Below are 13,924 nucleotides of genomic sequence, written 5' to 3' on the forward strand. Positions count from 1 at the left end.
TTTGTAAAATATAGACAGGTAAAAGAATCATATATAGATAGAATAACTATCGGGGGAATGACGACAACATGAAGATATTAATAACCGGTGCGACTGGATTTTTAGGGAAGCAATTAACGCTTAGACTGCTTGATGAGGGGCACACCGTATATGCCATTGCCAGAAACCAACGAAAAGCAGACAGCCTGCTTCATGCAGTGCCAGAAGAGACACGAGGGAACCTTTTTATAGTAGAAGGAGACCTTACAGAGCCCCTAGCTGGCATCAGTGAGCAGAACGTGAAGATGCTGAGAAATACCATTGATACCGTCTATCACAGTGCAGCCTATCTTTCCTTTAATAGTGAAGAGAGAGAAAAGACGTTTCACATAAATGTAAACGGAACCAAAAACATGCTCGAATTGACGAAGGCTATAGAGGCTCCGAACTTCTTCTATGTCAGCACTGCCTACACGCTTGGAACCAAGCTGCATGCGAAGGAGGAGCTTCACCCTGTCGATCAATCATTTGTGAATGCGTATGAAGAAAGTAAATGCCATGCCGAACACCTTGTTATGGAATATGAGGATTGCTTTAACGTCAACATCTTCCGCCCTTCCATCATTATCGGCGATTCAGAAACAGGAGAAGCAGATACAAGCTTTGCCTTGTATGGTGTCATTCGCGGATTAGAAATTCTAAAAAAACGAACTGATCGGAAAAAGGAATTGCAGGAGAGAACCTTTAAGTTCCTTTGCACGGAAGACACGTCCCAAAACTTTATCCCTGTCGATTATGTGGTAACTGTACTCACAACCGCATTACACACAAAGCATGCGCATACTATCTACCACATCACAAATCCTAATCCACCAACGAATCGTCTATTATTCGAGATGGTGAAAGAAAAGCTCGACTTCCCGAACATTGAGATGGTTCCGTCCGATTACAGCGGGGAGCTAACGAAGGAAGAGCAGGCCTTTAATGCTCCGATGAGCGTTTTCCGACCATACTGGAGTAAGAAAATCAGCTTTGATGACACGAATACTCAACGGTTGCTAGAGGAAAATGGACAAGCCCATCTTAATATGGACATGAATATGATAGAACGGATCCTGTATGGAAACAGGAACGGCAAACCAAAAGCGAGGTAACAATGAAGGATCAAGTAGAATTGACTTTACACTATAAAACGTATGAACACCCTTTTTCTGATGAGTGGCTCGTCTTCCTACACGGATTTGGCGGGAACTATAACATTTTCAACAAACAAATGGACTACTTTAAAGAAAAATACAATCTAGTGTTTATTGATCTACCCGGACATGGAAAGTCACCCTTTCCACCTGGCATCGATAACCTGCTATCCTCTACTAGTCAGCAAGTTATCCATGTACTGGACCGATTGAACATCTCTTCGGCCCATTTTCTCGGCGTCTCCCTCGGCACTGTTATTATGCAGACCATTGCCATGGAGCACACAGACAGAATTAAGTCCATGACACTAGCTGGAGCAGCAGGAAAATGGCTCAAATGGGGAGAGCTGATAGGGAAGATTACGATCTCTTATCCGCTCAGTCACATACTCCCATACATGTTCCCATTCAAAACGTTTGCACACATCCTAATGCCGAAACGAAATCACAGCACATCCCGTAACTTCTTTATACGAGAAGCCCATAAACTAGGGAAACAAGCCTATCTCGCCTGGGCATATGTATTACGCGATTCACACAAAGTTTATGAACAGCTAACACACCAGTCCAACACGATACCAAAGCTGTACGTATCCGGCTCTGAGGATCACATGTTCTTAAAAGGAATTACAAAACACGTGAAAAAGGAAGCCCTTGCGCACCTGCACGTCATCCAGCAATGCGGTCATGTTTGTAATATTGAAAAGGCATCCGAGTTCAACCGACTAGTGATGGAATTCATCGATAGTATCGGTGGCAGTAGATTTGGATATGGACAAGTTGTAAAATAAACTAGCTCTATGAGACTGACGAGTGAGCTGAATAGTTAAGAAAACTCCCTACCCGCTTGAAGGATAGGGAGTTATTTTGATATGAGCACTCATTAATTTTGATAAAAGCTCTTAAAAGTCAGGAAATAGCTCTATAATGGCTCTTGAAAGTCCAGCAATAGCTCATTAATTTTAATAATGGCTCATACAATGCTGGTCAAACTGTTCTTAAAAAGCCTATCTCCCCATTATAACTAATCACGTCACAAAGCTTCATGATTCTACGCCCTTCATGGCATTCACGAATTCCTGGGGGTCTGTCTGAAGAGCTGTGGTAATCGTTATAAATAATCCCTTCTCTGCTTCTGTTTAGCGTGCAAAAATTTATTATACTGGCGTATTTTACTATTCAACCGATAAAGGAGGGGCAAAGAGATAAGCAAAATAACTGCCCCGTAAGCATAAAAGGCGAACCCATACATAACTTCTATACCGCCAAAGTACAAGTTACCTGTTACATAAATCAATAGGATTAGCAAAGATGAAACTAGCGCTTTGGTGAGAAAAGAATACCGTTGGTTTGTGAGCACCTTAACATGAAGGATTATCGATAAAGCACAAGACATAACAGCAATCCCAATACTAACCAAATACCCTTCTACATTTACCAATAAAGGCTGATTGGTTATCAAAAGAGCTAATATGCGAATACAAATTCCAATTACGATTGATAGCATCAATGCTTCTACAAAATATTTTTTCATTCTTCACCTACTTCATTCCTAAAAACTCTTTAAAAGCCCCAACATAGCTTTTGGATACCTCTACTTCTTTTTTGGAGTGACCAAACTGAAGCAGTAATCTGCGATTAAACCACGGTATGATTTTGACTACGGCATCTATATTTACGATGAAGGATCTGCTTACTTTAACAAAACGGTCACTTGGTAAACGAGCCTCCAATTGAAACAGTCTTTCCTTTAGTCGGAATACTTCATCAGCTGTATGACAATGAACATAGGAATCCATTGCTTCCAAATATAATATGTCTTCCTGATGGATGACGTAATATTCCTCCTCTATCATCCCTACCATTTTAGAGCTAGCTGAGGTAGCTACAAGGTTGGGCAACATGCGCACTACGTCCTCTATGCGATTTGGGTCAAAGACTATACATGGTAAAAAACCATGATGGAGCCCCTCTTGAACCAAGTACACATCCGCATTGGTGTACATTTCTATTCCAAGTGCCTTACACTTTTCCACTAGTTCCTGCCGAATTTGATTATCACATACTAGACCTAATTTCATTACAACTCCTTACGAGATACGTCTTCTCTTCTTTGAACGATATATAAATAGGAATGAAAGCATCAATGTCATTATAATACACCCTATGAAATATTTCCCCCACGAGGAATAGGCTGTAGCGATTCCACTAGTAGATACGTGGCCTCTCATCACCCAGTGGTCTGTGGTGAAATGATCCATCTTAACGAGCGTTTGCCCTTTGTAATCTGCTATCATAGACATACCATTAACCGTCTGGGTAATCACATTCGCACCATTTTCGATCCCTCTGAAATTTCCAACGATGGTATGATAAGGAGATATCTCTTTCCAGTCTGCTGAGGGTATAAACAAAAGATCCACATCTTGCTCTCCTATTTGATCCACCACAGTAGGGAAATCCTTATCCCAGCAAATAATTCCTGCCATTCTCCCATATTCCGTATCAACAAAAGGAATGGTTTTCTCCCCCTCCACTGTTTTTTCGACTATATTCCCACCATACTTATAATGCTCTAGGGCAACCTCACCATCAGAATCAATAATATACAGTACATTCTCGTTGGGATTCTCCTTCTCCGTAAAGATGTACGGCACCGTCACTATATACACACCCCACCGCTCAGCAACCTCCCCTAACCGCTGTAGATACGCTTCTTTCTGTGCTTCATCAATTACGACCACCCCTTCTGCATGATGAATGATGTTTGCTCCAGTTCTAGCCTCCGCTTCTGTTTGGTTTATGACCTGCTCCATCCTTTCCTCCGCCTTTTGGAGAAAACTTTCTTCCTCCTTACTGTGTAAGCTGAAAATCTCCAGCACTTCCCCATCTGTGCGATCAATAGTGTGGAGGCCTGATACAAGAACAGTGTCTTCTTCAATGGTGTGATTTACCCTTATCCCTCCCCACGTCACCAACAGCATTAAGGCTGCACCCGTAACAAGCGCTACCTTTCTTTTTGAAACACCAGGAGCTGATAAACTTAACCAATAGACGATAGATGCAGTCCATATAATTAGAAACGTAATCCCTGTCACCCCTACAACAGAAGCAACCTGTGCCACAGCTAAAAATTCATGCTGAGAATAGCCAAGCACTCCAAAGGTTCCAAATGGATTAACATACACATTAAGATAATCCAGAAGTGTGTACACACAAGGTAGAAATAATGTTGCTACAAACGAGTGTGTTCTTTGATATACTACCTTTTGCAGTACAAAAGGAATCGCATACATAGCTCCAGCAAGCGCTGGAACATATTCAAATAGAGGAATTGGCAAGCTCGGCAACATCTTATGAAAACTCAGCTGGTTCCCAATCGCCATCACCAAAGTCAAGCTAACCAAGGCTATCCTCCAACCCATGTCCCTAATCGCAAACAAAAATATGACTGGAAACAGCCAAGCTGCAGGAGCTAATAGGAACCTCCCATTGCTTAATGCCATGAATAACCCACCTACCCCCAACAACACCAACATTTGATACCACTTCATCCCAACCACTCCCTTTCCTTGATACTTTGAGTATAGAAGGATAGGCGGCTGGTGGCTTGTTGTTGATGGCAGAAGGGACAGAAAGGGAGGTAAGGAGGACAATTGGAGGAGTGACTTTTAGTTTATTCAAACGCTTTATATAGAGTAAAACGTCTATCTTCAGTTGGAGATAGACGTTTCAGAATAATTGAAGTGTACTCTTCTAAACAATATGTGCTATATTAATTTTATGAAAATGGTAATATAGCATCATTTAAACTTGTTTTTCCATTAAAAATTAAGCAATAAGGAGGGTGAAGAAATGTTAAAGATTTCTAGTTGGAAAATAACAGTAAAGCGAAAAGGGGTTACAAAGAGTGTAGCAATATGGTTTTTGGCGTTCACTTTTATTTTTACTAAAATCTTGAATAATATTGCAGATAAAGAGTTAACTAAACTGTTGAATACTAATAATCAAACAATTTATACATATAATTATTCAGTTGGCCCTTCGGGTCTATTACTTGCGATTCCTGCTGCATTATTTAGTATGTTGATTACTATAGGATTGCTTAAATTAAGAGATAGATTTTTCCCAAGTTTAACTACACTCAAGGTAATAGTATTTCTACTAAAACTGATTAAATTATTGGGAAAAGGAGTATTAAAGCTACTTGTCGATGTGGGTTATTCTGTATTTGTCATTCCTAGTATTTTTTCTGATAGTGGAAGTCGCTCTTCTTCTAAAGGAGGTGGTTCTCCTTATAGAGGGGACGTTTCTGGCGGAGGTTCGAGCAATTCGAATAATGAGAGGGAATTAAAAAATAATGCACAATGGCAGGCAAGACAAAAGCAAAAAGAAGCCGATTATGCTTGGAAGCATGCAGGAAAGCAAGCCCAACATAATGTCAACACGCATCACTTCAACAACAGAGTCAATAGGGCGAATTTAAAGCAACACGAAGCTAATGAAGCTGCTAAAAGAGCTCGAAACCTATAGTTGCGTTGTTATCCTTCTGCACATGCAATGTTCACAGTTCAAGAGCTATATTCTTCACAAAATAGAAGGAAAAAATGCTGTCTGTTCTTCAAGAATATACAACGAACATTATTGAGCGTACCATGAAGGAGATTAAGATACGATCCAAAACCATGAACAGGTTGCCTGGCGAACAAGCAGCTGAAAAGATCGTTTACCTTCAAGCAAAGGAGTACAATGACAAATGGTCGAACCGTAATTGAAGCGTGACATCCAGAAATAAGATGTAGTAGTATTTACCTTAAACAAACTATTGATGGTTTAATTTGCTTACACTTTGAAATGTAATCTTAATGGAAAACGATTAGTATATCTGCCCCCCCCACTATAATGTAATTTCCCCATTTCTTGTTGAAGATAATTGGGAAGGGTGATTTTTGAGAATTTCATTGCATAATTGAAACCCAAGACCTAATTTTCACCAGAACCTCATCCCTATAGTAATAATTTGTTTTATAATCCACAATTATGGTTAAAGCAAAAATATAAAAATTTATATAGAGCTAATATGGTTTATATTCTGCTGTAAACTTAATAGATGACCAGCCATGTTTTGCTCCCTTACTGAACTTAGCTCTCATACTAAGCTGTTCACTCCAATTGTTCCAATATAAGGTGTTTTGTATATTTGTAGGATCTTGTACTGAAACTACTATTTCACTATTAATTTCTGAGTGTTGCTTGCATACGCTAATATTATCTTTATAGTATGTAACAACCATCAACGCTTCACCTAGTAAATTTTCTACCCCTTGTTTCAATTGCATCTGATCAGCGCTTATCAAACTCACTCCTAATTCCTTTGAAATCTCTTCTAGGCTTTCTGATCGATTTAATTGGTATGTCTCAAACTTTTCTTTTACTTCATCGTTAACACTTTGCATACTGCCTATATTAAAGTAGTCTTCACCCAGAATAGTACCAATCCCTGGATTTTTCGTAGTGATCTTGCTTCCTTTCTTCGCAATTGCTTTCAAGGATATCTTTTCTGATATGTAATTCCCTCCATTTACACGTAGCAATAGCTTAATATCCCCTGTGTCTAACTTGTTAAGCAGATAGCTATCGGGAACTAACTCTATCTCTTCGATTAGATAACTTCCATATTTAGCATTTAAATAATCTGATATTATTGGAATTATTGTACCAGTAGATGCAAATAATTCTTCTAGAGTTTCTTGCTTTATCGATTGATAATAGCGCTCAAGTAATTTAATACATTCATTGAACTCAGCTTGTCTAATACTTTGAAACTCCTCTAAGAAATAGTAATAAGAAATAGCTTCATGACATTTCCCAACAGCATTACTATCATTTTTCTTTACATCGTGTCTATGTTTAGTAATTATGTTCCGCAAACCTTTTTTGGTGAGATAGTTTTGGTGAACGCTTGAAGAAGTCGGATTAAATATTTCATAGCTTACAGCAAGTTTAATAGAAGATACTGGATTGGATTCAAATTTAAACCTTAAAGTAACCCCTACTTGACCAAACCTAACCCCTACAATATTCTTACCTTTCTTATATAGATGAATATCGTTAAAATCCGGTTCTCGTAAATCGAGTTTTTCAACACTAATGTCTTTACGCCTTTTAACTACCGGCTCATAATACTTAGTAATAATTGTTATTTCATCACTCATCAATAATCTATTGTAAGCATGTTGAAGTTTATGGCTCCTAAGATTATATGACTCCTTTAACAACTCAAAACAAGTTTCTCTTAAACTGTATAAGAAAGTTTCTCTAGCTTCATTAGAAATACCTGAAGAAAATGTCGGAAAATGAGTAGCTACTAATCTTTTTAACTCCTTAGTACTTTGAATATAATGATCCTCTCCAATTTTATAAGTAACCAATTCGTTTAAGAATTCGTTATAGTATTTTTCTAACTTAGAATTAAATATGTCTTGTAAGTCCTTGGAGAGAAAATACTTTTCAAAAAAACTCTTTGCCCCTAAGTTTTTTTGCTGGATTTGAGCTCCTTTTTTAATTTTAAAAAGGTTTACGTTAATGGTTTCTCCGTTATGTAGTATTAAGGTAACATCACTTTCCTGATCAGGTATAGAAAATTCGAATTTTGAATAAGCATACTTAATTTCGGGATAAAGTTCTCTAATGTATTCTACTGTTTTAGATACAGTCATTGGAAATTCTTGCAATGAGTGATTCTGCAATGAAATTAAAAGGGCTCGATGCACATCTTTCACATGCTCGTCTCCTAGTTCTCTTGGACCCTTGCTCATAGCTCCACCTCCCCACTATAATTATAATATATCCTGCTAAAAATTGAACAATAAACAAAAAACTAGTCTTCATAAAGAAGTACGATACTATTTTTAGTATCGTACTTCGTAAAAGATGATTAAAATCAAATAGTTATAATAAACTTACTTGTTGCACGTGTTCTTCATCTAATTTTCTATTTCTAATCCTCTTTATTGCCCACTCTGTTATAGGGTCTGCAACTGCTTTAGCCATTAAAACCGGCACAGCATTACCTATTTGCTTATATTGCTTATCTAATCGCCCATTTTCTGATGTTTTAGAGTTACCACCGGCGCTAAACTCAAACCAATCTGGAAAGGTTTGTATTCTTGCAATTTCTCTTACTGATAACCTTCTATGATTTTCTTCTCCATCAGGTAATATCCACTGATCTGTGCCTACTTTCACCATAGAAGCCCCATCCGGATGAAGTGGGGCTTGTCTTCCAGATGCCTGTATTGTAAAGCTCTGGTCATCCCAACTTTTTTTGCGGTTACGTGACAAATAAATGGAAGAGAAAGAACCTGTAAAATAAGGTCCTGGCTTCTCTCTTAAATCCCCTATTGCATCTTCCAAAGTAACATATGGTTTTAGTCCTTCAGCATCTCCATGCGTAGGTTCTGGAAATTCATATTGGAAATCAATTCCCTTTTTCACCCCAACAATAATTACACGCTCTCTAACCTGAGGCACACCATAATCTCTCGAATTAATAAGTTTAAATTTTACATTGTAGCCAGCTGATGAGAAATCTTCAATTATTTGTTTCATTACTTCACCTTTACCTAATGTCATTAAACCTTTTACATTCTCAGCCACAAAGATTTCAGGTTGTGATTGCATAATGCACCTTATAAAGTGAATATATAAGAAGTTTCTATCATCATCAACTAATCTTGGTCCAGCTCCACTAAAACCTGGGCATGGAAATCCACCTATAACCATATCTGTTTTTGGAAAATACTTTACTTTCCTAATGTCTTTTTCATGTTGAAAGGCCGTATTAAGAAAGTTTTTTCTATATGAGGCGTTAGCTTCCTTAAATAAGTCATTAGTATATATAGTATGGAATACGCTCTTTTGCCTAATTTCATCATATTCATTACCATCTTTGAATGCATTCATTGCCTTTTCTTTTCCAACCATACCTTCCAAACCGGATAATTCAAACCCTAAATCTAATCCACCACAACCAGAGAATAAACTTATCACATTAAACTTATCTTTTTTATATTCTGTGGTTTCTAATACATCTATATCATCTTCGTCTTCATAAATCCTTGACGTTTCTTCTTCTATTTTTTCTAGTAGTATATTTTTAACATCTTCTGATGTGTAATCTGATGTAGGTCTATATTTTCCACGACCTCTTTCTTCAATTTTCATAACAGAAGACCTCCCTCTTGAAAAACATTATAACACTACTATTAAAATAAGGCCACTCTAACATCTCTATTATGAAAAGTTAAAAAAAATAAGATAATTCATTAATAGCCAGCTCAGTGGACTATTAAAATTTAAAAATCGAATAGGAGGAGGCGACTAACCTCCGTCCTCTCACACCACCGAGCGTACGGGTCCGTACTCGGCGGTTTCCTTACGGTTGACGTAAAAATTTATATCGTTGCGATAAACTACGAAGTCCTAAACGATTCCAACAGGAATTGTTTAGGGTTTTATTTAGTATTGGGCTATTAGCTATACGCCAATAGTCCTTCCTTGAGTTTGCCCACTCGTGTGCTTTCCTCTTCGGAACACCCAAATGGATTAACTTCCTTTTCTTTGTTTTAGGGAGTTTATATATACAAACGAAGTTTGAACATTCTGACCTCAAGTAAAAGTCCAGAGAAATGGGGGCATTTAATTAGCGATCACGAGATTTCGTTAGCAATTTCAGACCGTTTACTCCATCGTGTGGAACTTATTCATGGCGGAGAGAATGAGGAGAGTCATTGTATGAAAAATAGAAAAAGCATATTTTCAGCAGAGGCTGGTACATTTGAGTGGCTGTGATCAGAAGTGTAAAGGGGAAACGAGAAAAAAGTGTAAAATTCGACTTGAGTGTCTACACACTTCTTCTAAACCAGGTAATTTCTTGTTAAAATGCATGCGGACGCAACTCCTATTTATATTTGTTTCTGGAAATTTAAGTATAGTGGGTATAGGAGTTTGCGTTTATTTTTTTGCTTAAATCTTCAGAGACCCTAACAAATATTGTAGAGCCAAAAGAAAAGCAGGAATCCTTTATTACCAGGTCCCTGCTTTTCTTTTTTGATTACTCTAGTATCTTTATACCTGGGTCACTGTTTGAGACAGATCATAATAATACCCTAAATACTCTAAAAATATTTCTTTCAATTCCTCTTTCTCTAACATAGGAGACATAATGACTGGGTAACTTTTATTAAATTCAAAGATTACACGTCTACCTACCCTTTCATCCTTTCCTAGATCATCTCTCCCCTTTATTTTTGATTTCATAACTTTTGAAAGGTTCAAATCATCTATGATGTCTAATATATTTATCAAAAAATTGTCATTTCGGAATATTTCATATTTTATAATGTAATTGTATAAATCTAGATTATCAACTAGTAAACTATAATATCTTTTTCGATCTCTTTCATCACCAACACTATCATTTATATATTGAGCACCAAGAACACACTTATAAATATAGTTTTCCCAATCGAAATTTTTTAAGACAACATTATGGAATTGGTTCATACTTTGTTTGATTTGAGGATAATTTTTTAACAAGAATTCTCGTTTAGTTGTTACTAATAAGGAGTGCCAAAATAGCTCATCAAAGTGAATATCTCTATCTGTATTCAAGTAATTTTCCGCTAAAATTTCAATAGCTTCAAAAAATAATTGTTTTTTATCTCTTTCATTTTCATGAGCCATATATATAGGAAATTCCGGGGCTTGTGCTAGATTTACAACTTCTCCGGAGAAATACTCGTCTTTGAGATGTATTTGATCTTCTAAAAAATCTTTATAAAACTGTTCATTTTGTTTATACCCATTAGCTAATAGCTTAACTTCCATGTGAAATTAACCCCTTTACCACTGATGTATATTTTTCTAATATACGATCGGATATTGCATATATTACTTCATCAATATTATTAATGCTCAGCTCTTCTATCATTTTTTTCTTCATTAATTGATATAGCTTGAACTCTAATGGGTTGCTCGGTGGTTCGATAACTTCCAAGTCCACATATTCACTATCTTCCCCGTTATTCACAATAAAGCGTTGAAGTGCAGCGTATAAACCAGTATATATATATGGGTGATTTAACGTATTGCTTTGAGGTAAATTATTAAATTGGAAATCTGGTTTTCTGTAATAAATCACGATTGTTTCGTGACTAAGTTCAATTTTTATATCTGATTTTAAATTAGCATCTAGTTTTTTCTCAAAAAGTTCCAATGGCTCTTTAAAGCTACCGTCAAACAAGACGACATTTGAAAAACCTAAAATCGCATGCTTGGGTACTACTATCTCTTCTTTAAAAAAATCATAAAATCCGCTTAAATCTTCATTTTGTTTGAAGTCAATTTCAGCTTTTGATTGTATATGCATTTGAATGGAAGTACGTTTGCTAACAGATATACGTGATTTAGCAATTTCGACAGATTTCTGATTATTTTCTAATCTAAAAAACTTATTATCTTTTGATTGAATAATTAATATTAATTGAACATAGTCCTTTGTTAATAGATCATTGATAAAGGGTGACTCAATTTCATATTGAAAATCAAAGCGATAGTTATGAGTATTTTCATGTAATTCTACATCCAAAATAAAAAGATTTGTTGAATAATTGTTAGAGTTATTCGTTAAAACAGGGTATGGAAAGTTTGCATCTTTTTTGTAAATCATCTTTACACCTCTACGTAGTAAACGAATTTTAATGATTTGTTTAAGCTTTCTTTTAAGTTTAATTCAAGTTGTGCTACCCCTTGTGTGATCTGAACATTATTAATCACATTTTGATTAGAGGTGCAATTTCCGCCTGAATTTAAATCAATAATATATTTATAATTATCTTGAATGTTAAATTCATTTGGGTATTCCACACCCATTCCATCAATTACTGCTAAAGAGATGTTGCAGTACGTATCATTGTTTATATGCTCACTTTTTGTAAAATCAAATTTAACCATCTCTTTATTTCCTACTATCAGGCGTTCAACCATATCAGGATGGGCACTATAAATGGTAGATAATCGCTCTTGTTTTTCAGTATGTTTATCACTATCTTGGCTTTTTTGTCGCTTTAAAGGATCGCGCTTCTTCTTGGATTGACCTGGATTCTTCTTTGTACCCTGCTTACTGTCCTTTCTATCACGCTTCTCTTTTATAGGCATATCGCTAGATGTTTTTACTAAAGATTTTTTCCCATCATTTATCATCACGGTTCCAAGAGTATCAGATAAATCTTTTTTAAATTGTGTTTCCAAAACATACAAAATGTCCGCAGTATTCATTTGGCCGTCAGTTGGATTATTTTTCTTTATCGCTTCTTCAATAATTTTTGAAATTTCACGAGACAAATTGCTCATGAACTTTTTTGCACGTTTCTTTTGATTAGGATCTTTTATATCATTAGGAGATAATTTAGTATGCGACTCATTTTCTAATAATTTTAAGTACTTATCTTCTGCTGAACTCCCAATTAATACCGCGTTAAAAGGCTTAGTAGCTTTCCCCTCTATTTTAAAATCCTCAATCTTCATACCAATCGTTCTAACGATAGCAACCCGACCTTTCGGTATTTGCTCATCATAATAAAAATATAAATTGAAATGATAATCTTCTACACCGTCTGATACTTTAATCACTTCAGGTGTTTCATTCAAATAAGTATCTACATACAAAGGCGTGAATACTTTTTTTGCTTCCGTAATATCCTGGACATAATATTTTGGGTCTTTAATGTAGTTCAGTATTGTATCGTTTGTAACCTCTTTCTCATTTACGATTACTTTTAATTTCCCTTCCAAAATCGATAAGAAAAAACTGTCACATATGCTTCTGATAATTTCGCTCTCATTATCGTATTCTTCACGGAAATAAGGGATAATAATTTTAAGCCCCCGAGTGTTTTTCTCAAAAACTTGATCAAAGTTATTCTTATATGGGTAAAACTTAGACTTATTTCCTTCTAATTTAATATCAGTAAAATATCCAGTCGAACGGTAACACTGGTCTTTATATAGATGTTCAATTAATTGAACTGTCCCACCTAAATGTTTATCGCCATTTTCATCACAATTTGCAAAGTACATAAGATGTAAATCTGACGCAGCATTGGAAGCGATTTTTCCAACACCATGCGATCCCCCACGAGAAGTTTCTAGAGATGAATCCTCCTCTTCAAAGTGCACTCCCTTGCTATAGGCATAAATCCCCCATGTATCTCTTTTGGAGCCACTCTGACCATTTCTGGCACCTGTTAGACCTCGTGTATTTGAATCCTCAAAAGATATATACCTTACTTCTTCTTGATTAATTTTATTTAACATGTGCTGTATCGTTTCTTTTGTATAACCATTTCGTCCTTCTAGACACTTAATCCTTTCAATCACTTCGTTAATACCTGGAATATTTGATTTTTTAATACTACCTGTTTTAATTGTAAGAATAACCGGGCTTTCATATCCAGGTAAACGACCGTCCAGAGAATTTTGTGCATTTTCACGAGTAAGACCATTTATCCCCATATTATAAAAACGTTCTAAAATTTTATTGAAATTTGATTCTTCTATATTTGGTATCGATGAAAATTTCCATTTGTCATAATTATTGACGTTTAATTTCATATTAGGCTCCTTTATTTCTTTGTTAATGGTAATATTTTACCATATATATGAAATTTGTTGGCTTTTAATATTGA

At 36.0% G+C, this 13,924-nt stretch carries 12 protein-coding genes and 2 pseudogenes; 5 read left to right on the forward strand and 9 right to left on the reverse strand.

The genetic code is table 11. The features are described 5' to 3' along the window. Positions 1-68 precede the first annotated feature (68 nt). Complete coding sequence (locus ACFFGV_RS08530) at positions 69-1,133, forward strand: SDR family oxidoreductase (protein WP_377346708.1); 1,065 nt, start codon at positions 69-71, stop codon at positions 1,131-1,133. 2 nt (positions 1,134-1,135) lie between these two features. Continuing rightward, positions 1,136-1,966, forward strand: coding sequence for an alpha/beta fold hydrolase (locus tag ACFFGV_RS08535; protein WP_377346711.1), 831 nt, complete (start codon positions 1,136-1,138; stop codon positions 1,964-1,966). Positions 1,967-2,286: 320 nt separating this feature from the next. On the opposite strand, the gene ACFFGV_RS08540 is transcribed toward ACFFGV_RS08535, so the two are convergent. From ACFFGV_RS08540 to ACFFGV_RS08550, 3 genes are read right to left on the reverse strand one after another with little or no spacing between them, the layout of a single operon-like run. Further along, entirely contained in the window at positions 2,287-2,709 is a 423-nt protein-coding gene (locus tag ACFFGV_RS08540) for a hypothetical protein (RefSeq protein ID WP_377346714.1), read from the reverse strand. A 7-nt stretch (positions 2,710-2,716) separates the two neighbouring features. Further along, positions 2,717-3,256, reverse strand: a complete 540-nt coding sequence (locus ACFFGV_RS08545) for a LytTR family DNA-binding domain-containing protein (protein WP_377346717.1) — start codon at positions 3,254-3,256, stop codon at positions 2,717-2,719. A gap of 9 nt (positions 3,257-3,265) precedes the next feature. Beyond that, positions 3,266-4,729, reverse strand: a complete 1,464-nt coding sequence (locus ACFFGV_RS08550) for a nitrilase-related carbon-nitrogen hydrolase (RefSeq protein WP_377346720.1) — start codon at positions 4,727-4,729, stop codon at positions 3,266-3,268. Between the two features lie 301 nt (positions 4,730-5,030). On the opposite strand from ACFFGV_RS08550, the gene ACFFGV_RS08555 reads away from it, so the two are divergent. Then, positions 5,031-5,708 (forward strand): hypothetical protein, encoded by a 678-nt coding sequence (locus ACFFGV_RS08555; protein ID WP_377346723.1) that lies wholly within the window; start codon positions 5,031-5,033, stop codon positions 5,706-5,708. A gap of 95 nt (positions 5,709-5,803) precedes the next feature. Then, a pseudogene (locus ACFFGV_RS08560) lies at positions 5,804-5,944 on the forward strand (transposase); the annotation flags it as partial. 306 nt (positions 5,945-6,250) lie between these two features. On the opposite strand, the gene ACFFGV_RS08565 reads toward ACFFGV_RS08560, so the two are convergent. The 3 genes and pseudogenes from ACFFGV_RS08565 to ACFFGV_RS20860 form a co-directional block, all read right to left on the reverse strand. Then, positions 6,251-7,993, reverse strand: coding sequence for a hypothetical protein (locus ACFFGV_RS08565; RefSeq protein WP_377346726.1), 1,743 nt, complete (start codon positions 7,991-7,993; stop codon positions 6,251-6,253). A 133-nt stretch (positions 7,994-8,126) separates the two neighbouring features. Beyond that, complete coding sequence (locus ACFFGV_RS08570; protein WP_377346729.1) at positions 8,127-9,401, reverse strand: DNA cytosine methyltransferase; 1,275 nt, start codon at positions 9,399-9,401, stop codon at positions 8,127-8,129. Between the two features lie 211 nt (positions 9,402-9,612). Further along, positions 9,613-9,816, reverse strand: a pseudogene (locus ACFFGV_RS20860) (group II intron reverse transcriptase/maturase); the annotation flags it as partial. 14 nt (positions 9,817-9,830) lie between these two features. Between ACFFGV_RS20860 and ACFFGV_RS08575 the strand changes: the two are divergent. Next, entirely contained in the window at positions 9,831-10,028 is a 198-nt protein-coding gene (locus tag ACFFGV_RS08575) for an ATP-binding protein (protein WP_377346731.1), read from the forward strand. Between the two features lie 276 nt (positions 10,029-10,304). Here the strand turns inward: ACFFGV_RS08575 and ACFFGV_RS08580 are convergent, their stop codons facing one another. The 3 genes from ACFFGV_RS08580 to ACFFGV_RS08590 are packed head-to-tail and all read right to left on the reverse strand — an operon-like array spanning position 10,305 to position 13,850. Continuing rightward, entirely contained in the window at positions 10,305-11,066 is a 762-nt protein-coding gene (locus ACFFGV_RS08580) for a hypothetical protein (protein WP_377346734.1), read from the reverse strand. Further along, a complete protein-coding gene (locus tag ACFFGV_RS08585) occupies positions 11,056-11,907 on the reverse strand; it encodes a hypothetical protein (RefSeq protein ID WP_377346737.1) in 852 nt (283 codons plus the stop codon). Before ACFFGV_RS08585 ends, ACFFGV_RS08580 begins: the two co-directional genes overlap by 11 nt. 2 nt (positions 11,908-11,909) lie before the next feature. Further along, entirely contained in the window at positions 11,910-13,850 is a 1,941-nt protein-coding gene (locus ACFFGV_RS08590; protein ID WP_377346739.1) for a hypothetical protein, read from the reverse strand. Positions 13,851-13,924 lie beyond the last annotated feature (74 nt).

The sequence above is a fragment of the Pontibacillus salicampi genome, from assembly GCF_042434395.1.
In the GTDB taxonomy this organism is placed as follows: Bacteria; Bacillota; Bacilli; order Bacillales; family BH030062; genus Pontibacillus; species Pontibacillus salicampi.